The 23370-nt window shown below is 49.0% G+C and carries 19 protein-coding genes and 1 other RNA gene; 19 read left to right on the top strand and 1 reads right to left on the bottom strand.

Annotation, left to right across the window (positions count from 1 at the left end):
* Window position 1: 1 nt before the first annotated feature.
* From NYE37_RS05455 to glyS, 4 genes are all read left to right on the top strand, one after another.
* Window positions 2-136, top strand: coding sequence for a YqzL family protein (locus NYE37_RS05455; RefSeq protein ID WP_082240616.1), 135 nt, complete (start codon window positions 2-4; stop codon window positions 134-136).
* Between the two features lie 22 nt (window positions 137-158).
* Window positions 159-905, top strand: coding sequence for a DNA repair protein RecO (gene recO, locus NYE37_RS05460; protein WP_049720345.1), 747 nt, complete (start codon window positions 159-161; stop codon window positions 903-905).
* A 320-nt stretch (window positions 906-1225) separates the two neighbouring features.
* Window positions 1226-2113, top strand: a complete 888-nt coding sequence (glyQ, locus tag NYE37_RS05465) for a glycine--tRNA ligase subunit alpha (protein WP_082240614.1) — start codon at window positions 1226-1228, stop codon at window positions 2111-2113.
* The gene (gene glyS, locus NYE37_RS05470; RefSeq protein ID WP_037994511.1) at window positions 2110-4188 is read left to right on the top strand and encodes a glycine--tRNA ligase subunit beta; all 2079 of its coding nucleotides are present in this window, start codon (window positions 2110-2112) and stop codon (window positions 4186-4188) included. Before glyQ ends, glyS begins: the two co-directional genes overlap by 4 nt.
* 35 nt (window positions 4189-4223) lie before the next feature.
* Here glyS and NYE37_RS05475 read toward each other — a convergent pair whose 3' ends face one another.
* A complete protein-coding gene (locus tag NYE37_RS05475) occupies window positions 4224-5132 on the bottom strand; it encodes a hypothetical protein (protein ID WP_037994509.1) in 909 nt (302 codons plus the stop codon).
* A 168-nt stretch (window positions 5133-5300) separates the two neighbouring features.
* On the opposite strand from NYE37_RS05475, the gene NYE37_RS05480 reads away from it, so the two are divergent.
* From NYE37_RS05480 to NYE37_RS05550, 15 genes are all read left to right on the top strand, one after another.
* Entirely contained in the window at window positions 5301-5930 is a 630-nt protein-coding gene (locus NYE37_RS05480) for a helix-turn-helix transcriptional regulator (RefSeq protein WP_062843147.1), read from the top strand.
* Between the two features lie 29 nt (window positions 5931-5959).
* A complete protein-coding gene (locus NYE37_RS05485; protein ID WP_037994505.1) occupies window positions 5960-6775 on the top strand; it encodes a pyruvate, water dikinase regulatory protein in 816 nt (271 codons plus the stop codon).
* Window positions 6776-6777: 2 nt separating this feature from the next.
* Window positions 6778-9423 carry a pyruvate, phosphate dikinase gene (gene ppdK / locus NYE37_RS05490; RefSeq protein WP_282957130.1) on the top strand — a complete coding sequence of 882 codons (2646 nt, stop codon included), beginning with the start codon at window positions 6778-6780 and terminating at the stop codon, window positions 9421-9423.
* Window positions 9424-9791: 368 nt separating this feature from the next.
* Window positions 9792-11627, top strand: coding sequence for a DNA primase (gene dnaG / locus NYE37_RS05495; protein ID WP_340711864.1), 1836 nt, complete (start codon window positions 9792-9794; stop codon window positions 11625-11627).
* A 56-nt stretch (window positions 11628-11683) separates the two neighbouring features.
* A complete protein-coding gene (gene rpoD / locus NYE37_RS05500; protein WP_445330306.1) occupies window positions 11684-12766 on the top strand; it encodes an RNA polymerase sigma factor RpoD in 1083 nt (360 codons plus the stop codon).
* A gap of 204 nt (window positions 12767-12970) precedes the next feature.
* Window positions 12971-14110: an acyl-CoA dehydrogenase gene (locus NYE37_RS05505; RefSeq protein ID WP_037994500.1), complete on the top strand. Its 1140-nt coding sequence runs from the start codon at window positions 12971-12973 to the stop codon at window positions 14108-14110.
* 25 nt (window positions 14111-14135) lie between these two features.
* A complete protein-coding gene (locus NYE37_RS05510; RefSeq protein ID WP_049720407.1) occupies window positions 14136-15791 on the top strand; it encodes an AMP-binding protein in 1656 nt (551 codons plus the stop codon).
* 86 nt (window positions 15792-15877) lie between these two features.
* Window positions 15878-16492, top strand: a complete 615-nt coding sequence (locus tag NYE37_RS05515) for a GNAT family N-acetyltransferase (protein ID WP_049720340.1) — start codon at window positions 15878-15880, stop codon at window positions 16490-16492.
* A 37-nt stretch (window positions 16493-16529) separates the two neighbouring features.
* Window positions 16530-17651, top strand: a complete 1122-nt coding sequence (hppD, locus tag NYE37_RS05520) for a 4-hydroxyphenylpyruvate dioxygenase (RefSeq protein ID WP_037994498.1) — start codon at window positions 16530-16532, stop codon at window positions 17649-17651.
* Between the two features lie 111 nt (window positions 17652-17762).
* On the top strand, window positions 17763-19187 hold the full coding sequence (locus NYE37_RS05525) for a M1 family metallopeptidase (RefSeq protein ID WP_037994496.1): 1425 nt from the start codon (window positions 17763-17765) through the stop codon (window positions 19185-19187).
* A 171-nt stretch (window positions 19188-19358) separates the two neighbouring features.
* The gene (locus tag NYE37_RS05530; RefSeq protein WP_037994494.1) at window positions 19359-20102 is read left to right on the top strand and encodes a tRNA (adenine(22)-N(1))-methyltransferase; all 744 of its coding nucleotides are present in this window, start codon (window positions 19359-19361) and stop codon (window positions 20100-20102) included.
* Window positions 20078-21187 (top strand): Nif3-like dinuclear metal center hexameric protein, encoded by a 1110-nt coding sequence (locus tag NYE37_RS05535; RefSeq protein WP_037994492.1) that lies wholly within the window; start codon window positions 20078-20080, stop codon window positions 21185-21187. Before NYE37_RS05530 ends, NYE37_RS05535 begins: the two co-directional genes overlap by 25 nt.
* Before the next feature lie 69 nt (window positions 21188-21256).
* Window positions 21257-21677: RNase P RNA component class A (gene rnpB / locus NYE37_RS05540), an RNA gene on the top strand.
* A 125-nt stretch (window positions 21678-21802) separates the two neighbouring features.
* Window positions 21803-22084 carry a hypothetical protein gene (locus tag NYE37_RS05545; protein ID WP_037994490.1) on the top strand — a complete coding sequence of 94 codons (282 nt, stop codon included), beginning with the start codon at window positions 21803-21805 and terminating at the stop codon, window positions 22082-22084.
* Between the two features lie 198 nt (window positions 22085-22282).
* Window positions 22283-23347 (top strand): M42 family metallopeptidase, encoded by a 1065-nt coding sequence (locus NYE37_RS05550; protein WP_037994489.1) that lies wholly within the window; start codon window positions 22283-22285, stop codon window positions 23345-23347.
* Window positions 23348-23370: the final 23 nt, after the last annotated feature.

Genomic DNA, 23370 nt, shown 5'->3' on the forward strand with positions numbered 1-23370 from the left:
GTTGCGCAATTTCTTATGGAGTTGCTTTGAAGTGACTGGCAGTATCGATGCATATCTCTTGCTCAAAAGCCTCGAAAACATAAAAGAGAATGAAGAAAAAGCGCAAAAAGAGCGGGATGAGGAGGAAAGCGGCTGACACGGGAAAGGGCGGTTAACCGGTGTTAAACAAATATGAGGGGATTGTCCTGAAAGCTCGCGATTACGGAGAGAGCCATCAAATTCTAACCGTTTATACGAAAAACCAGGGGAAAGTTTCTTTTATGGCCAGAGGCTCCAAGAAAACGAAAAGCCGTTTTGGAGCCGTGACCGAGCCGTTTACCCGGGCTCATTTTGTCAGTTTTGGAAACGGGAACATCGCGACGTTGTCGCAAGCTGATCTCATTTCTTCTCATCATTTATTGCGTTCTGATCTCTTGTTGACGTCATATGGCGCCTACTGGCTGGAGTTGATCGACAAAACGACGGAAGAAAAAGAAGCGGATCCTTCTATGTACGATTTGTTGACCAGCTTGTTGGAGCATTTGGAACAAAAAAAGGACCCTGACATCTTAACCTTTATTTTGGAACTCAGAGTGTTGAGGACGGCGGGATACACTCCGGAGACGGACCGGTGTGTTTCTTGTTGTTCCGGACGGCGTCCTGTCCGTTTCAGTATCCGTCAGGGCGGTTGGTTATGCGAAAGTTGTCAGGATCAGGATCGAGACGGGATTTTGGTATCGGAGGCAAGCATCCGGATTTTGCGGATCCTGCAACAAGTCGATCCGCACCGGCTCGGTAAAATCGATGTGAAACCGGAGACCAAAGAGCAGTTGGAAAAAATGATCCGGGGATTTGTTGAAGAGTATTTGCCGGTTCGGCTGAAATCCTTGCAACTGCTGGAGCAGTTCAAAAAAATCTGGACGTGAGACTTCCGGATTTTTTCATGGATATTGACATTTGAAAGGATTTTTGCTATACCATTATTAAAATTTGAAGATCGGCGCGATGAGAGAAAAGGAGTAGCCAAATCTGTCTGTGTGAACAGCGAGCCGGGGATGGTGGGAGCCCGGTCCGGGCAATTGGTGAAGGCAGTTCTTAAGCGCTGTATGATAAAAAGCGGGCCTGGACCAAGTCCGGGTCAAATAGGGTGGAACCGCGGGAAAACCTCTCGTCCCTATGAGAAAACCATGGGTTTTGTCAGGGATGAGAGGTTTTTTAGGTGGAAATTTGACGGAGGTGGAAAGCTGTGAACATGCAGGAGATGATCAAACGATTGCAAGATTATTGGGCTTCGCATGGTTGTATCCTCGCCCAGCCCTACGATACGGAAAAAGGGGCCGGAACCTTAAATCCAATGACTTTTTTAAGGGCGTTGGGTCCGGAACCGTGGAACGTGGCGTATGTGGAACCTTCCCGGCGTCCGGCGGATGGCCGTTACGGGGAAAATCCCAACCGCCTTTACCAGCACCATCAATTTCAAGTGCTGTTAAAGCCGGCACCGGACAACATTCAGGAAATCTATTTAAAAAGCTTGGAAGCGTTGGAGATTGACCCGTCCAAGCATGATATCCGGTTTGTGGAAGACAACTGGGAAAACCCGACATTCGGCGCGGCCGGACTGGGATGGGAAGTATGGCTGGACGGGATGGAAGTGACCCAATTTACATATTTCCAACAAGTGGGCAGTCTGGATGTGGATCCGGTTTCCGTGGAATTGACTTACGGATTGGAACGCTTGGCCTCTTACATTCAGGAAAAGGAAAATGTCTTTGACCTTGAATGGGTGGATGGCGTAAAGTATGGCGATGTGTTTGGCCAGCCGGAATATGAGCATTCCAAATATACCTTTGAAGTCTCCAATAAAGAGTGGCTCTTCCGCCAGTTTGACGACTTTGAGAAAGAAGCGATGAGGGCTTTGGAGGACCAATTGGTTTTCCCGGCATATGACTATGCGCTGAAATGCTCGCATGTCTTCAATCTGCTGGAAGCCCGGGGAGCGATCAGTGTGACGGAGCGGACCGGTTATATCGGACGGGTGCGAAACCTGGCCCGGAAAATCGCCAAAGCTTTCGTCGAGCAAAGGGAGAAATTGGGTTATCCCTTATTAAAACAAGAAGGGGGAAGAAGCAAATGAGCAAGGATTTGTTGCTGGAAATCGGTTGCGAGGAAATTCCGGCCCGGTTTGTGGATGATGCGGCGGCCCAGCTGAAAGACAAGTTGACCGGTTGGCTGGAAGAAAACCGGGTTCAATACAGCCATTGCAAAACCTATGCAACCCCGCGCCGGTTGGCCGTTTGTGTCACAGGCGTTTTGGAACGGCAAGAAGACGTGTATAAAGAAGTGAGAGGGCCTGCGGAAAAAATCGCCAAGCTGGAGGATGGCACCTGGAGCAAAGCGGCTCAGGGATTTGCCAAAAAACAAGGGGTGGATCCCGAACAACTTGTTCTCAAAGAGGTGAAAGGGGAAAACTACGTTTTTGCCAAAATTCACCAACCTGGAAAACGGACGGCGGAGTTGTTGCCGGAAGGGATTCCGTCTTTGCTGAACCAATTCCATTTTCCAAAGACCATGCGCTGGAATTCGCGGGTCAGGTTTATCCGTCCGGTGCGCTGGCTGGTTTGTCTGTTGGGAGACGAAATCATTCCCGTCCGGTGGGCGGGGCTGACGGCAGGCAATCAAACCAGGGGGCATCGCTTTTTGGGAAGCGAAGCGGTGATTCCGGAAGCCGGTGCTTATGAAGAGGTGATGAATCAGCAATATGTTTTGGCCGACGTGGAGACGAGAAGAAATGCCATTTTGAACCAGCTGAGAAGGTTGGAGGAAGAAAAGGGTTGGGTGATTCCGACAGAGGAAGGCTTGTTGAAGGAGATTACCCATCTGGTGGAATACCCGACGGTGTTGTACGGGCAATACGATGAAGAGTTTCTGATTCTGCCGCGTGAAGTGTTGGTCACCACCATGCGGGAACATCAACGTTATTTTCCGGTGGAAGATCAAAACGGCCGGTTATTGCCTTATTTTGTGACGGTCCGCAACGGAGATGACCAATATTTGGAAACGGTGGCCAAAGGAAATGAGAAGGTGCTCCGTGCCCGCTTGTCTGATGCCCGCTTCTTCTATGAAGAAGATTTAAAGCTTGCGTTGGATGATGCCGTACAAAAATTGGATCAGATTGTGTATCAAGATGAATTGGGAAGCCTGGGAGATCGGGTGCGCCGGCTCGTAGCACTTGCCGCACAACTGGCTGACGGGATCGGCCTTTCGGAAAAAGAGCGGTCTCAATTAAAACGGGCGGCGCACATTTGCAAGTTTGACGCCGTGACCCAGATGGTCGGGGAATTTCCCGAACTGGAAGGAATCATGGGGCGCACTTATGCACTGAATGCCGGAGAGGAAACGGAAGTGGCCGAAACCGTGTATGAGCACCATTTGCCCCGTTTTTCCGGAGATGCCCTCCCAAGCCGGAGAATTGCCGGATTGCTCTCGCTTGCTGATAAAATCGATGCAATTGTGTCCAGCTTTGGAATCGGGATTCAGCCGACCGGATCACAAGACCCCTACGGCTTGCGCAGAAAAGCGCAGGGGATCATCCAGATTTTGTTGGCCGGGGATTACCACAAGCTTTCTTTAAAGCAATTGTGGCAACTTTCCTTGGCGCAACTGGACGATGCCGGATTGCTTCAAAAGCATCCCGGCGAACTGGAAAAAGAACTGCATGAATTCTTTGCGCTCCGCCTGCGTACGGTATTGCAGGAGCAGCAAATCCGGTATGATGTGATGGATGCGGTATTGGCCTCCGATCTTTCCCATCCCGTGCAAGTCGTGGAAAAAGCCCGGGTATTGATGGGGCAAGTCGGACGGGAAGCGTTTAAAGAAGAAGTTGAAGGGTTTACGCGTGTTGCGCGATTGGCGAAAAATGCCGAAGATTCCACGCCGGATCCGTCCCTTTTCCGGGAGGATGCTGAAAAGGCGCTTTACCGCCGGTTGGAAGAAGTGAAAGCCGGTTATGAGGAAGCGGAAAAGCAACAAGATTTCCTTGGCATGTATCAAGCCCTGGCGCAAATGGCACCCGATATTCATCACTTCTTTGACCGGGTGATGGTGATGGTGGAAGAAGAGGAAATCAAAAGTAACCGCCTTGCATTGCTTAGTGACGTCACCCGATTGATTCACCGGTTTGCTGATTTTAACCAGATCGTTTTCGCTTAAAAAAGAAACAGCTTCAAAGCTGTTTCTTTTTTTGCTCAGCTTTTTTTCAATTGATGGAGGGTTTGGATCATTTCCTCCAAATGTTCCCCCGGGAGAATGACGGGGGTTTGCTCCCGGATCAGCTCGGCAAATTGAATCAATTCCCCGTAAGCAGACGGAGGGAACGGGATGTGGTGAGTGGTTTTGGTGTCCCCCCAGCTGTGGGCATAAGAAAGGCGGACCAATCCCACATGGTTTTGAATCTGTTGATAAAAATCCACCCAGTTGTTGGTTCTGTGGGTGATTTCTTGTTCGGTTGCCCCAGCAAACAAACTCCGGGATCGGTGCATGTAGGTGAGCACATTGGACGTGATGCAGGCGTTGGCAGTGTCAAAACAAAGGCGCACACCCGTGTTTTCGGCGATTTCCAGTAAATGTCGGGGGGTTCGCAGAGCCGGATACAAATCGGCGCGTCCCGGTTCAAAGTAGTGTTCTCCCCCCATCGGGGCATTTTCCAAATACAGTTCAAACCCAAGGGGCCGGCAAAGTTTTTGAATCTCTTCCAGTTGGGATGCGATGGTTTTCACATATTGATCTTTAAAGTCCTGCAATGCGGAAAAGTCCGTGGGATGACGGTCCAGGTATTCAAATATAATGCCGAGCGGAACTTTCCGGCCGCTGCAGATGAGGCGGCGGCCTTTTTCATCGGTGGATTGATGCAAAAGATGAAGCCATTTTTCCCAGTCTTCAGGGTTGAATGCCCCGGTTCCAAGCCCCGCGGAAGGCGGCATCCGAAAAGCGACGGGCCGGAGCCGGCCGGTGTTGATCATGTCCCGGAATTGGCCGGGATCAAAGGGCTTTTCAGGAAGTTGAACTTCAATATACTGCACATCATGGGCTTTGGCATGATGAAAACAAGAATAATCACACGAACAACTGACTGCAATCGGATGGTTGAATAACATGGTGTGTCCTCCATCATCGGGATTCAAATCTACCCTTATGTTAACTCAAAAAGCGATAAAAATTACACTGGTAAGAAGGATGAAAAATGTTATATACTAGACATGGATTTTTGATCAAAAGTATGTCACAATTAATAAAAGCAAGGCTTTCGTGGGAGGTGTGAAAAAATCGAGCTCACAAAGCGTCAAGAGAAAATCCTGGAGATTGTCAAGGAAGAGGGTCCGATTACAGGAGAACATATTGCCGACAAACTTCACTTAACCAGAGCCACGTTGCGGCCTGATCTGGCAATCTTGACCATGGCCGGTTTTCTTGAAGCCAGACCGCGTGTCGGCTATTTTTACTCGGGAAAGACCGCGAACCAACTGATGGGGGAACATATCCGTCATTTGCTGGTGAAAGATTACAAATCCCGCCCGGTGGTCGTACAGGAACACACATCGGTTTATGACGGGATTTGCACCATGTTTTTGGAAGATGTCGGTTCGCTCTACGTGATAAAAAAAGAAGGCAATCTGGTCGGTGTTGTGTCACGGAAAGACTTATTGCAGGCGGCGATGGGAAAACAAGAATTGCAATCGATGCCCATCGGGGTCGTGATGACCCGGATGCCGAACATCATCACTTGCAAGCCGGAAGATACCCTTTACTATGCGGCGAAACAGATGATGCGCCATGAAGTGGATTCTTTGCCGGTGGTTCGCCCGGTCGACGGGGATGAACAGCAACTCGAAGTGATCGGCCGGATCAGCAAAACGACGCTGGTCAAAGTATTTGTCGAGCTTGGACAACCTTGAAGAAATTAAGGGAGGGAGTATGACCTTATATGTCAGAAAAGCAACGAGTCGTATATGTCGTTTCCGATTCCGTGGGAGAGACAGCAGAACTGGTGGTCAAAGCTGCTTCCAGCCAATTTAACGGGGGAGAAATCGAAATCCGCCGCATCCCTTATGTGAACGATGCGGATACCGTCATTGAGACGGTACAAGCCGCCAAAGAGGAAAAAGCGCTGATCGCTTTTACTTTGGTGGTTCCGGAATTGCAAGAGCTCCTGATCACAGAGGCCGGACGCAAGCAAGTCCCTTATGTGGATATCATGGGGCCGATGATTCAAGGCATGTCTGAGCTGTTTCAGCATGAACCCAAATACAAGCCGGGGCTGATCCACCAGTTGGATGAAGATTATTTCCGCAAAGTGGAAGCGATCGAATTTGCCGTGAAATATGATGACGGCAAAGATCCGCGGGGCCTTTTGAAAGCCGATGTCATATTGGTGGGGGTTTCCCGGACTTCGAAAACACCGCTGTCCATGTATTTGGCCCACAAGCGCTTTAAAGTGGCCAACGTCCCGCTTGTTCCGGAAGTGGAACCGCCGGAAGAGTTGCTGCAAGTTCCCTCACATCGCATTATCGGCCTGACCATTGATCCGGAACAATTAAATCACATCCGGACGGAAAGGCTGAAAGCATTGGGGCTGGCTTCCGGTGCCAACTATGCGAGCATGGAGCGGATCCTGGAAGAGCTGGATTATGCAGAACGGGTGATTCGCCGCCTGGGATGCCCGGTGATCAACGTATCCAACAAAGCCGTGGAAGAAACAGCAAATCTCATACTGGATATCATTCAAAAAGGGGGACAATAGCAGTGGGTTTGAAACAGGTTTACCGTTTTCATGAAGGAAACAGGGACATGAAAGATTTGTTGGGAGGCAAAGGGGCGAATCTGGCAGACATGACCCGTGTCGGTCTGCCCGTTCCGCCGGGATTTACCATCACCACCGAAGCGTGCAATGACTTTCTGAAAAGCGGGGAAGGGTTAAAAGAAGAATTATTGGAGCAGGTGAAAGAAGCGATATCCGGTCTGGAAAAAGAAACCGGAAAAAAACTGGGCCATCCCAAGCGCCCGTTGCTGGTCTCGGTCCGTTCAGGCGCCAAATTTTCCATGCCGGGCATGATGGATACGATTTTGAATCTGGGGCTCAATGACCAAACGGCGGCCGGCCTGGCCGGGCAAACCGGCAATCCCCGCTTTGCCTATGATTGTTACCGCCGGTTTATCCAAATGTTCGGGGATGTCGTGTTGGGCGTGGATCATTACAAATTCGAACAAGTCATCCAAAAGGTGAAAGAGAAAAAAGGCGTTGAACTGGATACCGAACTGGATGCAGAGGATTGGCAGGAAGTGATTCGCGCGTTTAAAGAACTGATTTGGAAGGAAACCAAAAACCCTTTCCCCCAGGAGCCGATGGAGCAATTGAAACAAGCCATTGTAGCCGTGTTCTCTTCATGGAATAACAACCGGGCCAAAATTTACCGGAAAATGAACGGAATTCCGGATGATTTGGGAACGGCCGTCAATGTGCAAACCATGGTTTTCGGGAACATGGGGAATGAATCAGGGACGGGGGTTTGCTTCACACGAAACCCTTCCAGCGGGGAGAAAGAGTTATACGGGGAGTTTTTGTTTAACGCGCAAGGGGAAGATGTGGTGGCCGGCATTCGCACTCCCAAACCGATCGCCGATCTGGAAAAAGAGATGCCGGATGTTTATGAGGAGTTGGTCCGCATCTGCAACCAATTGGAAAGCGCTTACCGGGATATGCAGGATATTGAATTTACCATTGAAAATAAAAAATTATACATTCTGCAAACGAGAGTTGGCAAAAGAACTTCGCAAGCTGCGGTGAAGATTGCCGTTCAGATGGCCGGGGAAGGAATCATCTCGCGCGAAGAGGCCCTGATGCGGGTCGAACCGGAGCAATTGGAACAGATGTTACACCGCCGGATCGACCATAACGCCAAGCTGACCGCATGGGCCAAAGGATTGCCCGCATCGCCTGGAGCGGCTTCCGGACAAATTGTTTTTGACGCGGACACGGCGGAAGCCTGGGCCAAAGAGGGCAAACGGGTGTTGTTGGTCCGGCCGGAAACGACGCCGGAAGATATTCATGGTGTTTTGGCGGCACAAGGGATTTTGACAAGCCGCGGCGGAATGACAAGCCATGCTGCCGTGGTCGCCAGGGGAATGGGAAAAGCATGCGTATGCGGATGTGAACAGTTGAAAATCGATTTGCGCCAAAAAACGGTGACCGTAGAGGATGTGACCCTCCGGGAAGGGGACGTTTTGTCCATCGACGGGGGAACCGGACAAGTGTTTATCGGCGAAGTTCCGATGAAGGATCCCGAATTGACTCCCGAGTTCCGGGAATTGCTGAAATGGGCGGATGAAATCAGAAGGTTGAAAGTGCGCACCAATGCTGACAATCCGGAAGATGCGGAAAAAGCACGGGAACTGGGGGCGGAAGGAATCGGATTATGCCGCACGGAGCACATGTTTATGGATCCCAAGCGGATTCCGATCGTGCAACGGATGATTCTGGCCGATGACCAGGAAGAAAGACAACAGGCGCTCGATGAGCTTTTGCCCATGCAAAAAGAAGACTTCAAAGGAATTTTCCGGGCGATGGACGGATTGCCGGTCAACATCCGGCTGTTGGATCCACCGCTGCATGAATTCCTGCCGAATATGGAAGACTTGCTGGTGGAAATCACCAAAATGCAAGTGGCGGGGCAAGAAGGCACCGGGGAGTACCGCCAAAAAGAACATTTGCTTAAAAAAGTGCGTTCCCTCCATGAGTTTAACCCGATGCTGGGGCACCGGGGATGCCGTCTGGGGATCATTCACCCCGAAATTTACCGAATGCAGGCAGAAGCGATCTTCCAAGCGGCAGTGGAATGCATCAAAGAAGGCATCCGGGTGGAGCCGGAGATCATGATCCCGCTGGTGGGGCATGTGGAGGAATTGAAACGGATGCGTGCCTTGGTGGAACAAGTGGCGGCTGAAGTCATGGCGGCTGAAAATGTAAGCGTTTCATATCAGGTGGGAACCATGATCGAGATTCCGAGAGCAGCCTTGACGGCAGACCAAATTGCAGAAGAAGCCGATTTCTTCTCTTTCGGAACCAATGATTTGACCCAGACGACGTTCGGCTACAGCCGGGATGATGCGGAAGGCAAATTTTTGCATACCTATGTGGATCAGAAAATCCTGCCGGATAACCCGTTCATCCGCCTTGACCGCGAAGGTGTCGGGGAGCTGGTTCGCATCGGGACGGAAAAAGGAAGAAACACAAAGCCAGCCTTAAAGACCGGCATTTGCGGGGAGCACGGCGGAGAAAAAGAATCCATCCGATTTTGCCATGAAGTCGGGATGAATTATGTCAGCTGCTCTGTCTTCCGGGTTCCGTTGGCAAGGCTTGCCGCCGCACAAGCCGTCATTTTGGAGAAATAAGCTTGCAAGAATATGAAAGTAGTACTAGAATAAATTTATTTAAAAAAATACCCACGCGTTGGGTATTTTTTCTTTAAAAAGATTTCTTTACAAAATTAAAATAAAATGCAATGATATGATGATGAATTCATTCCCCTGGTTTTTTATCCTCCTGATTTTTAAAAGAAGGCACCTAGAAGGAGAAGCGATTTTTAATGTAGAATAAGGGGATAGGGAAAGGTCAAAGCACTTTTTGCAGATATTGCCATTTTATAAAAAAAGGATTGAAGGAGGAGTTTGCCGAATGTTGGCGAATAGTTAACATTCGTGCAGGGGAATCAATCCATCCATACCTTTTATTAGGAATTCTTTAGAAAGCAGTGATGGATATGAAAGGAAGGATTCCTGATGAAGTCATTGACCAAGTCAGAAAAGAGTATGATATTGTCGATGTGATTGAACAGACCGTTTCCCTGAAAAAAAGCGGTAAGAATTATTTTGGATTGTGCCCTTTTCATTCAGAGAAAACTCCTTCCTTTTCGGTCGCGCCTGATAAACAGATTTTTTATTGTTTCGGTTGCGGGAAAGGCGGAGATGTGATCAAATTTGTCATGGAGCTGGAGCAGTACACGTTTGTCGAAGCCGTGACGCATTTAGCTGAACAAGCCGGCATTCCCGTTCCCAAGCCGGTTGCGGAAGATCTTTCCGATGAAGAGGAACAAATGCGCCGGCAAATGAGAAAAGCTCTCGATCTGACTGCAAAGTTGTATCATTATGTGCTCCTTTCCACAAAGTACGGCCGTGTTGCAAGACAATATCTCAAGCAACGGGAAATCCTGCCGGAGGCCGTCAAAGAGTTTCAACTTGGCTATGCACCTTCATCTTTTCAATTTCTACTGTCATTCCTTAAAAAAAGAGGGTTTTCCGAAGAGATCCTCGAAAAAATTGGATTAATCACATCGCGTGAACAAGGATACACTAAAAAATATTATGACCGTTTTCGACATCGCCTGATGTTTCCGATTCATGACGCCCAGGGAAAAGTGATCGGCTTTGGCGGACGGGCATTGGGAGACGGACAACCGAAGTATTTGAACAGTCCTGATACAATATTATTTCATAAACGGAATCATTTATATAATCTTCATCGTGCACGTTCTCACATACGTAAACATTCCAAAGCCGTTCTGTTTGAAGGATACATGGATGTGATCTCTGCCTGGCAGGCAGGGGTTCCCAATGGTGTTGCGACGTTGGGAACGGCTCTGAGCGAAACCCAAGCACGAATCCTGAAGAGAAATTCAGACCATGTCATTTTGAGTTACGATTCCGATGAAGCCGGGCAGAATGCGGCTTTCAGAGGAATTGAATTGTTAAAAAATGAAGGATGCACGGTCAAAGTCGCGCAAATGCCCTTGGGATTGGATCCGGACGATTACATCCGGCGGTTCGGAAAGACGGCGTTTAAAGAAGAAATTTTGGCGGCGGCCATGCCATTAACGGCATTTAAATTGGAAATCCTAAAGAAAAAATATGATTTGCAGGATGAAGACGAACGCATGAAATATCTGGCCGAAGCGGTCGGTGTCATTGCCAGGTTGCCTCAAGCCATTGAACAAGATCACTATCTTCGCCGGTTGGCCGGAGAGTTTCATCTTTCATTGGATGCCCTGAAAGATGAACTGCGGAAAGCAAAGCGGATAAAGCAGAAAAGCAAAAGGGATAAAGATGGCTCCAAGTGGAATAATGGGTATCAAGAGATTGGCAAACATTTGATCGGAGGTGCTCAACCCCGGTCGATTGCCGAGAAATCGGAGATGTATCTGATTGCCCATATGATGAGAAGCAGATCAGTGACGGAATGGGTGAAAACCCATTTGGGAGCTGATTTCAATACAGAAATTTATGCCGTGTTGGCAGCTTATCTTTATTCTTACTATGACCGGGACAGCCCGGAAGATCCCGGAGCCTTTATCCGTACATTGACCGACCCCGATCTGGAATCAGTGGCCGCAAAACTTGCTTTCATGGAGTTGCCCGATGAGATTTCGGAAAAGGAATTGAGGGATTGTGTTCACCATATACGAGATGTTCCTCTCCTGAAACAGATTGAAGAAAAGGAGAGACAGATTGAACAACTATCGCGTGCTGATGAACCCGTCAAAGCCGCAAAGTTGTTAAAGGAAGTTACGCAGTTGCGTAATCAGTTGCATATGCGGATTTAGGAAACGAGTTCATCAGAAAGGAGGAGGAAAGGAACTTGGCGAACAAACAAAATGAAATGGAACTAACTTTGGATCAAGCCAAAGAACAATTGGTGGAAAAAGGCAAAAAGCAAGGTGTTTTATCTTATAAAATGATCATGGAAAAAATGTCTCCTTTCGACCAAAGTTCCCAACAAATGGACGAGTTTTTTGAACACTTGCATGATCAGGGAATCGAAGTGGTCAATGAAGAAGACGATTCGGATTTTGATGAAACCGAGGTCGATGACGAGGAGTTTGTGGATGATGATTTAAATGTTCCGCCGGGAGTTAAAATCAATGACCCTGTCCGGATGTATCTCAAAGAGATTGGCCGTGTTCCTTTGCTGACTGCGGAAGAAGAAGTCGAATTGGCTAAACGGATTGAACAGGGGGATGAAGAAGCCAAGCAGCGGCTGGCTGAAGCCAACTTGCGCCTGGTGGTCAGTATCGCCAAGCGGTATGTCGGACGGGGAATGTTGTTCTTGGATTTGATTCAGGAAGGAAATATGGGGCTGATTAAAGCCGTTGAAAAGTTTGATTTCCGTAAAGGATTTAAATTCAGCACGTACGCAACCTGGTGGATCCGGCAAGCCATCACCCGCGCCATTGCCGATCAGGCCCGCACTATTCGAATCCCGGTTCATATGGTGGAAACCATTAATAAATTGATTCGCGTGTCCCGTCAATTGTTGCAAGAACTCGGCCGGGAGCCGACACCGGAAGAAATTGCCGAAGAAATGAGTTTAAGCCCTGAAAAGGTACGGGAAATCATGAAAATTGCCCAAGAACCCGTTTCGTTGGAAACGCCGATCGGAGAAGAAGATGACTCCCATCTGGGCGATTTCATTCCGGATGATGATGCACAAGCACCAGCGGATGCCGCGGCTTATGAATTGTTGAAAGAACAGTTGAAAGATGTGTTGGATACCTTGTCGGAACGGGAAGAAAATGTTTTGCGTTTACGTTTTGGATTGGATGATGGACGCACCCGCACTTTGGAAGAAGTCGGGAAAGTCTTTGGCGTGACACGGGAACGGATTCGTCAGATTGAAGCCAAAGCACTTCGCAAATTGCGTCATCCAAGCCGCAGCAAACGTTTAAAAGATTTCCTCGAATAAAATTTGGTGGTTTGACGCACCCAACCGGGTGCGTTTCTTTTTTGTTGATTCAATTTTATCCCTTTTCAACCCTCATTGCAAATAAGTTTCGGACAATTTTGGGCCCGTTTGGGGCGAATAACCGAAAATTATTGAATAAATAGAATAAAAAAATTTATAATAAAAATGAAAACGCTGTCATTCGGACCGAAGGAGTGGGGAAACATGAACTACGAATTGACATCCGAGCAACAAATGATCCGATCTTTGATGCGTGATTTTGCCGAAGGAGAGGTGGCTCCGGGAGCGGATGAAAGGGATCGAAGCAAGCAATTTCCCAAGGATATTTTTCAGAAAATGTCCAATCTTAAATTAATGGGGTTGCCCTTTCCGGAAGAATACGGAGGAGCGGGTGCAGATACGATCAGCTTTGCCATTGCCGTGGAGGAATTGAGCCGGGTTTGTGCTTCCACCGGAATCACTTATTCTGCTCACATCTCATTGGGGTGTGCTCCACTCTATCTCTTTGGAACCAAAGAACAAAAAGAAAAATATCTGGTTCCGTTGTGTGAAGGAAAGACCTTGGGGGCTTTTGGGCTCACCGAACCCAATGCCGGTTCCGATGCCGGAGGAACCAAAACCCGCGCTGTCAAAAAAGGGGACGAGTGGGTCATAAATGGCAGCAAATGTTTCATCACTAATGCCAGTTATGCAAAGTATTTGGCTTTGACCGCCGTGACCGGCCAATCCGGAGACCGCAAAGAAATCACCGCGTTTATCGTTCCGACGGATGCGCCCGGGTTCCAAGTGCTGGATCATTATGTGAAGCTGGGGTTAAACAGTTCCAATACCACCGAATTGGTGTTGGAAGATGTGCACGTTCCGGAAGAAAATATTTTGGGGGAAAGGGGAAAAGGGTTTAAACAGTTTTTGATCACCCTGGACGGGGGCCGGATCGGGATCGGGGCCATGGCGGTCGGAATAGCGCAGGGAGCCTATGAATTGGCTTTGAAGTATGCGAAAGAACGGAAACAATTTGGCCAATCTCTGTCCAAGTTTCAGGCGATTCAGCATAAATTGGCGGATATGCACATGAAAATTGAATTGGCCCGGACTTATGTATATAAAGCTGCCTGGTTGAAGGATCAGGGAAAACGGTTTACCAAGGAAGCTTCCATCTGTAAATTGTTTGCTTCGGAAGTGGCCATGGAAGTTGCCAATCAAGCGGTGCAAATTCATGGCGGCTGGGGATATATGCACGATTATAAAGTGGAGCGGTATTTCCGTGATGCCAAATTGACCGAGATCGGGGAAGGAACCTCGGAGATTCAGCGCAATATCATTGCACGTGAAATCGGCTGTTGAAAAGGGAGGTCATATCTTGGCGGAACTGGTTCATTACACGCTGGGGGATTTGTTGGACGAACAAGTGAAGCTCCATGGAAAAAAAGAAGCGGTGATTTATCCGGAGAAAGGCATTCGCTGGACTTATGAGGACTTTCAAAAAAAGGTGATCGAAGCTGCCAAAGGATTGATTAATCTGGGGTTGGACAAAGGGCATCACCTGGCCATCTGGGCTCTGAACCAACCGGAATGGTTGATTTCCCAATTTGCCACCGGCATGACCGGGGTGGTTTTGATTACGGTCAACACCAATTACCGCGTGCGCGAACTGGAATATTTGCTGAAGCAATCGGATACGGAGACACTGATTTTGGAGAGGGAAGTAAAAGGCGTTTCCTATGTCGATATGCTTTATGAAATATGCCCGGAGTTAAAAGAATGTCCGCCCGGCCGGTTAAAATCCAAGAGATTGCCCAAATTGAAAAATGTCATACTGCTCGATGATGAACCGGCCCCCGGGATGTTTTGCTGGAAGGACCTGATTGAAATGGGGAGGGAGGTCCGGGAGGAGGAAGTCAAAGCCCGTCAGGCATCTTTGCATCCGGATGATGTGATCAACATGCAGTACACGTCCGGCACCACCGGATTTCCAAAAGGCGTGATGCTTTCTCACCACAATATCATCAACAACGGGCGAAATATCGCAGAGTGCATGAAATTGACGGAGAAAGACCGCCTCTGTATACCGGTGCCTTTTTTTCATTGCTTCGGGTGCGTCCTGGGCACCCTAGCCGGCATCAGTGTCGGGGCGGCCCTGGTTCCCTTGATCACCTTTGACGCCGGAAAAGTGCTGGAGATTGTGGAAAAGGAAAAGTGTACAGGCCTGCACGGGGTGCCCACCATGTTTATTACCGAATTGAATCATCCGTCCTTCCGAAAGAAAAAGTACCCCCATTTGCGAACGGGGATTATGGCCGGTTCCAATTGCCCGATTGAAGTGATGCGCAAAGTGACCGAAGACATGGGGGTCCGCGAAATCACCATTGCTTACGGCCAAACGGAGTCTTCACCGGTCATCACCCAGACCCGGACGGATGACCCTTTGGACGTGCGTGTGGCCACCGTGGGAAGGCCCTTGCCGCATGTGGAAGTGAAAATCATTGACCCCGAAAGCAACAAGCCGTTGCCTCCAGGAAAGCAAGGGGAGCTTTGCACCCGGGGTTACCATGTGATGAAAGGCTATTACAAAATGCCTGAGGCGACCCGGGAAGTGATTGATGAAGAAGGATGGCTTCACACCGGTGATTTGGCAGTGGAAAATGAAGATGGAACCTACCGGATTACCGGACGTTTGAAAGATATGATCATTCGCGGGGGCGAAAATATTTATCCGCGGGAGATCGAGGAATTTCTCTATACGCATCCCAAAGTTTTGGACATTCAAATTGTGGGAGTGCCGGACGAAAAGTATGGTGAAGTTTCGGTGGCTTTCATCCGGAAGAAAGAGGGGGTCGATTGTACGGAAGAGGAAATCATTGAGTTTTGCAAAGGGAACATTGCCCGGTACAAAATCCCTTCCCAAGTCATTTTTGTGGACAAATATCCGATGACCGCCAGCGGAAAAATCCAAAAGTACAAGTTGCGGGAAGCCTTTATCCGAAAGGACTTGTCCGCCTATCAACAAGCGGGCGGCAAAGCTTGACCCTTGTCTTTTTTCCGGCTTCCCGGTACATTTAGAATGAATATCATCGGTCTGTATGGATTACAGCAAGAAATGGAGAGTCAAAAATGGAGCGAATCCCTCCGATCTTGATGGATTTTCCGCATTCTTTCGAAACCGAACGTTTATGGATTCGTTTGCCTTTGCCGGGAGACGGGGAAAAAGTGTATGAAGCCATGGTGGAAACCGAGGAGCTTTTGCGCCAATGGATGCCATGGGCGCAAACTCCCCCTTCCAAAGAACAAGCCGAAATCAATGTCAGGCAGGCACACAGCAAGTTCTTGGAGCGAACCGACTTGCGTTTCCATTTGTTTCACAAAGAGACCAAGGATTTTGTCGGGAGCAGCGGACTGCACCGGATTGACTGGAGCGTACCGAAATTTGAAATCGGTTATTGGTGCCGCAAGTCTTACATGAGACAGGGGTACATCACTGAAGCGGTCCGGGGGTTGTCCGTATTTGCTTTTGAAATTTTAAAAGCCAACCGGGTGGAGATCCGCTGTGACCAACGAAATGTACGCAGCCGGAAAGTGGCTGAACGTTTGGGGTACCGGTTGGAAGGGATCCTGCGGAATTTCCATGTGTCCCCGGATCGCCAATTGGAAAATACGTGTGTATATGCAATGATTGCTGAAGACTTCCACAGTCTTTCATTACGGAAAAGCGGCGGTGCATCAATGTAGATGCTTGCGCTGTTTTTTTTTGCATATTAATCTATAAATGACAGATTATTTTATAAAGGAGGAATATTCTTACATGAGCGATTTTTTCCCAATCCATGATGTAGACTATTTAGAGTATTACACAGGAAATGCGAGGCAAGCTGCATCTTATTTTTGCCAGACGTTTGGATTTCGTCCGGTTGCTTACAGCGGATTGGAAACCGGAAACCGCGAAACCGTTTCGTATCTGGTGGAACAAGGGAATGTGCGCTTTTTGATTACCGGGGCTTATTCTCCGGAGCATGAGATTTCCTCCTTTGTCAGGCAACACGGTGACGGAGTCAAAGATATTGCCCTTTTGGTGGACGATGTGGAAAGCGCTTTCAAAGAGGCGGTTTCCCGCGGAGGCATTGCCATCAAAGAACCGTATGAATTGAGGGATGAACAAGGGGTTTTGAAAAAAGCTGTCATCGGCACCTATGGGGACACCGTCCATACGCTTGTGGAGCGGAAAAATTACAAAGGGTTGTTTGCGCCGGGCTTTATCCCGTGTGAAATGAACCTCCCCGTGCGGAATGCCGGCATCACCGGTGTGGACCATGTGGTGGGCAATGTGGAAAAAATGGAGACATGGGTGGCTTATTATGAGAAAGTCATGGGCTTTAAGCAGTTGATTCATTTTGATGACGAGGATATCAGCACGGAGTATTCGGCGTTGATGTCCAAAGTGATGCAAAACGGATCGGGAAGAATCAAGTTCCCCATCAACGAACCGGCGGAAGGAAAGAAAAAATCACAAATCCAGGAGTTTTTGGAGTTTTATCACGGTGCGGGCGTTCAACATGTGGCGCTCCTTACCGATGACATTGTGAAAACCGTGGAAACGATGCAGAAAAACGGCGTGGAGTTTTTGGACACCCCGGATACGTATTATGAAGATTTGTTTGAACGCGTCGGCGACATTGATGAAAAGCTGGATGATTTGAAACGGCTCCGGATTTTGGTGGACCGGGATGATGAAGGATATCTGTTGCAGATCTTCACCAAACCGATTGTGGACCGTCCGACCTTGTTCTTTGAAATCATCCAGCGCAAAGGCGCCAGGGGATTTGGTGAAGGAAACTTTAAAGCTTTGTTTGAGGCGATTGAGCGGGAGCAGGCCCGGCGAGGCAACTTATAAAGAGAAAATCATGAGACCCTGAGATGACAAGACGGCTTTTCTCTGTCATAAATCCTCAATATTAAGGTCATCCTATGGAAGAATCCAATTGACCAAATTGAGGTGACACAGATGAAAGGCCGTGTTTTTTCGCTCGTTCTCTCTTTGATTTTCGCCTCTTCGGTTTTGACCGGAATGGCGCCCCGTGTCAATACAAGGGAAGGGGTCGCTTATGCGGACCGCCCTTTTTATCAGATGGATACAACCTTTTATCCGGAAAAGGATGAGTTGACGGGACATATGGTGGTCACTTTGCCGGAAAAAAGAAACGAACCGCAAAATGAAGTATATTTCAGGCTCTATCCCAATGCATTTCAAAATTGGAAGCACAAAGCCTCCAAACCGGAAAAACCGGGTTACATCCGCGTTTTTCATGTGAAAGTGGATGGCAAAAGCGTGCAGCCCGATATCAAGGAAACGGTGATGAAAGTGCAGTTGCCCCGTTCCCTTCAAGACGGACAATCCGCCCGCATTGAGATGGATTTTTTATTGCATTTGCCCCGTGGAGGGATGCGGCTGAACACTTTCAAAAACACGGCCTTTTTGGCTCAGTGGTACCCGATGCTGGCCGTCAGGGATCAACACGGATGGCATACCGAACCGTACACCACGACCGGCGATCCCTTTTACTCGGTGATGTCTGATTTTGAAGTCACTTTCCGTCTCCCCGAAGGTTACCGGGTGATTTCCACGGGAAATGACAAAAATCAACCGGTACGCTCCAAAATCACCATCAAACAGGATCAAGTCCGCGACTTTGCAGCGGTTTTAACCAAAGATTACCGGTCGGTAAGCGGAAAGTACAAAGATATTCAAGTCAACCTTTGGTATATGAACGGGATGGAGGATGTGGCCAAACCCTTGTTGGAAGCAGCGGTATCCGGAATGAAATTTTACAGTGAAAAATTCGGACCCTATCCTTATGAAGAAGTCGATGTCGTGTTGGGGGAAACCGGTGAAGGAATCGCCGGGATGGAATATCCGGGCCTGGTGACCTCCATTCCAAAAATCGGGACCAAAAAAGGGATCCAACCGGCCGTCAATGTGGTGGTGCACGAGCTGGCGCACCAGTGGTGGTACGGGGTGGTCGGCAACAACCAAGCCAAAGAACCCTGGCTGGATGAAGGGTTGACCACCTTCTCCGAGTTTTTGTATATGGAAGAGCAGATGAAAGAAGATGAACGGGAGCTTTTGAAGAAAGCATCGGAAAAAGCCGATGAAATTCATCAAACGGTGGGGATCAGTTCGGCTCAACCGTTGTATGATTACCCGGAACCGGTGTACGGTCTGATGGTGTACATTCGTCCGGCAGCCATGTTGTATGAACTGATGGACGAAATCGGAAGAGAGAAAGTCCTGGAGATCTTAAAAACCTATTATCACCGTTATCAATACAAAGTCGCCACCACCCGGGATTTTATCCGGACCGCAGGTGAAGTGGCCGGCAAAGATTTGACTCCTTTTTTCCAAAAATGGTTGTACTTCAAGGAAGCTTAAATTCGAGGGGGAAGGAACCGAAAACAACCAAGCGAAGGAAGTGATGACCCGTCACTTCCTTCTTTGCTGTCCGGAGACGGCTCAACCAAACCGGTTGCTTTTTTGTTTAAAGGGTTCGTGCTATTATTCTAAGAGGCGTAAAGGTCTAAGTTTCAAGGGGGAGGGAAGAGGTTGTCGGATGATCCAATTGTCCTGTCGGCGCGCCTTCAGAAATTGACGGAATGGATCCCTTCCGGGGCGCGGGTGGCAGACATCGGCGGAGATCATGCCTATTTGCTGATTCATCAGGCCAAGGCCGGTTGTTTGTCACATGGAATTGTGGGAGAGTTAAACAAGGGGCCGTTTGAAAATGCCCGCCGCACCATCCGCATGGCAAAGGTGGAAAAGATGGTGGAAGTCCGCCTCGGAGACGGATTGTCAGTGTTAAAGCCGGATGAAGTCGATGTGGTTGTGATCGCCGGAATGGGCGGGGCTTTGATTGCTCAGATTTTAAACGAGGGCAAAGAAAAACTGCACGGTGTGAAAAGGTTGATTTTGCAACCCAACATCGGCGGCCACAATGTCCGCAGGTGGTTGAAAGAAAACGGATTTTGCCTGGTGGATGAATCATTGGTGGAAGATGCCGGCATCTTGTATGAGGCGATGGCGGCCGAACCCGGTGAGGAGAGGATTTATCACGAAATGGGCGGGGAGTTTTCGGAATCCACCTTAATGGAAGTGGGGCCGCTGCTTTTTAAGAAAAGGCATCCGCTTTTGAAAAGAAAAGTGATGCAGGAATGGGAATCGAAACAAAAGGTGTTTCGTTCATTGAAAAACGCGAAATCGGCACCAGCTGTCACCAAAAGAGAACAACTGGCGGAACAATTAAAAGAATGGGAGAAGGTGAAAACATGTCTGTTCGCGGAGTCGACCTGATCAAAGCGATGGAATCGTATGCCCCTTCCGCTTTGGCTGTCGAAAAAGACCGGATTGGTTTACAGGTGGGGGATCCGCAAGGGGAAGTCCGGAAAGTGCTGGTCACCCTGGATGTGAATGAAGAAGTGGTGGATGAAGCGATTCGCATCGGGGCCAATTGGATCGTGGCTCATCATGCGGTGATTTTTCATCCGTTGAAAGAAATCCGGACCGATGAGCCGGCAGGCAGAATGTTTGCCAAGTTGCTGGCACACGGCATCCATGTTTACATCGCGCACACTAATTTGGATGCGGCTGAGGGTGGAGTGAATGATGCCTTGGCCGACCGTCTCGGGCTCACCGGCACCAAGGTTCTGATCGGCTATAAACAGGATGCATTGAAAAAACTGGTCGTCACCGTGCCGGTGGCTCATCATGAAGCGGTGCTGAATGCCATCAGCAGGGCCGGGGCCGGATGGATCGGGAACTATAGCCACTGCACGTTTAATGTGGAAGGAACCGGAACCTTTTTGCCGCGCGACGGGGCCAATCCGTTTATCGGCCAAACGGGGGAACTGGAAAAGGTGAAAGAGATCCGTTTGGAGACCATCATGCCGGCATCGATCGAAAAACGGGTGCTTGAAGCCATGTTCAAAGCCCATCCATATGAGGAAGTGGCTTATGACATTTATCCGTTGGATTTGAAAGGCGAGCCGCTCGGGTTCGGACGAATCGGATCCTTGCCGGAAACGATGAAATTGGATGAATTTGCCCGTTTCGTCAAAGACGCTTTTGAATGTGACGGGGTTCGTGTGGTGGGGGACCCGGAAAAAGAAATCCGGAAAGTGGCGATTTTGGGAGGATCTGGCGGCCGTTACCTTCGCGATGTCAAACGGCAGGGGGCCGATGTTTACATCACGGGGGATGTGGATTATCATACGGCGCAAGAAGCCATGGATTTGGGAATTTCACTGGTGGATCCGGGACACCATGTTGAGCATTGGGTGGTTCCGTATGTTTGCAAGGAGCTGGAAAAACGGTTGAACCGCCAGGTTCCGGTCGAACCGTCGAAAGTGAACACCAACCCCTTTCGGTTTTGTGTTTGAGCAAGTGGAAAGAGGTTCCTGTTGATATGACCCTGCTCCATTGTTATAATTAAATTTACTGTACAAAGGAAAGTAAACAAGGCAATCGCCGGTGGTGTACCGCAAGGTCCCACGGGAGGAAAGTCCGGGCTCCACAGGGCAGGGTGCCGGCTAACGGCCGGTGGGGGCGACCCTAAGGCTAGTGCCACAGAAATGCAGACCGCCGATGGGGACGAATTTCGTCTCACAGGCAAGGGTGCAACGGTGCGGTAAGAGCGCACCAGCAGCATGGAGACATGCTGGCTAGGTAAACCCCACCCGGAGCAAGACCTGATAGGAGATCAGCATCTTTGGATGCAGCTGTGGCCCGCAGTGATCTCGGGTAGGTCGCTGAAGTTGTGTAGCAATACACAATGTAGATAGATGATTGCCACTCCAATGGGTGGGAGACGTTCAAGCCGTTGCTTGGACCACCCGGAGAACAGAACCCGGCTTATTGTTTGCTTTCCGACAAATCGCTTGAGAAAAGACGCGAACGCGTCTTTTTTTATTTTTACGGACTTTTGCGGACTTTGAATAGGAATGAAAGGGAAGGCCATGCTAAACATAGAATCTTTCAAAATGAGGTTGGTTCAGATGAACGGGGACTTTACATCTTACGAGGCTTATTTGGAGCGTTATCAGACTTTTTACGATGAAGAATTGGATGACCGCCCTCCCGTGTTGGATCGTGAGCAATTCACCCGCTTGTTTCAGTTGCTGAAAGAAAGTTACCAAACCTATGAGGAAATGCTGCGCATGGGAAAACAGGAGCAGGCGGGGCAGTATTACCGCAGTGTGATTAACGGTTTGGAAAATCAATTGGCCATCAGTGATGCTTCTGACAATTTCCGTATACAACTTCTTCATTCAATGTAACCGGCCGGGAAAAACGATGGCTTGTTTTCAAGCCATTGTTTCTCGGGTGATATTTATCGGAAAATTCACACGAAGAGAGAGGGTTTTGGCGGGCAATTGCCGGTGTTGTGAATTTTTGCCGCGGAACAGGCCGGACCGGGGTATAAATCGCAAAACGTTGCAAAACTTAACAAAAGATGAACATGAAGGAGGATATCTATGCAGCTGTTGAAGGAACTTACCGAAGCCAACGGGGTATCCGGGTTTGAAAAAGAAGTCCGCGAAGTCATGAAAAGGGAACTGAGCAAAGAAAATGTGGAAATTCAAACCGACGGGCTCGGAGGCATTTTCGGGATTAAAAAAGGGACAAGTGACCGGCCGCGTATTTTATTGGCCGGACACCTGGATGAAGTCGGCTTTATGGTGACCGAAATCACCAAAAGCGGTTATTTGCGTTTTACTCCGCTCGGGGGATGGTGGAGTCAAGTTCTGTTGTCACAGCGTGTTTTGATCATTACGGAACAAAGAACCTTTACGGGGGTCATCGGTTCCCGGCCGCCGCATGTGTTGACACCCGAAGAAAAAGGAAAATTGATTCCGATTCGCGAAATGTTTATTGATATCGGTGCCCACAGCGATGAACAGGTGAAAGAATGGGGGATCCGCGTCGGAGATCCGATTGTGCCGGTGTGTCCGTTTGAAATTTTGCCGGATCGCGACACCATTCTGGCTAAAGCGCTGGACAACCGTGCCGGTTGTTATCTGGCTTTGGAAGTGTTAAAACAATTAAGTATGGCGGATCATCCCAATACGGTGATTGCCGGGGCCACGGTGCAGGAAGAAGTGGGCCTCAGGGGAGCGACAACCGCCCCGCGCCTGCTGAAGCCGGACGTTGCGATTGCTCTGGATGTGGGGGTTGCGGAAGATTCCCCGGGCAGTGAAGGACAAAACAAAGCCAAGCTGGGCAAAGGCCCGTTAATCACATTTTTGGATGCGACGATGATTCCCAATCTGTCCTTGCGCAATTATGTGGTGAAAGTGGCCGAAAAACATGGAATCCCTTTCCAAATCGACACGATGACCGGGGGTGGAACCGATGCCGGACAGTTCCATCTCTACGGCAAAGGCGTTCCGTCGATCGTCATTGGTGTGGCGGCACGGTACATCCACAGCCATGTTTCCATGATCAGCAAGAGTGACTTGGATCATGCCGTCCGCTTGCTGGTGGAAGTGGTCAAAGGGTTAAATCAGGACCAATACAATGAATTCATTCAATATGTCTGACTTGTACCCATCATGGGACGGTG

The sequence above is a fragment of the Thermoactinomyces sp. FSL K6-2592 genome (assembly GCF_038006465.1).
Classification (GTDB): domain Bacteria; phylum Bacillota; class Bacilli; order Thermoactinomycetales; family Thermoactinomycetaceae; genus Thermoactinomyces; species Thermoactinomyces vulgaris.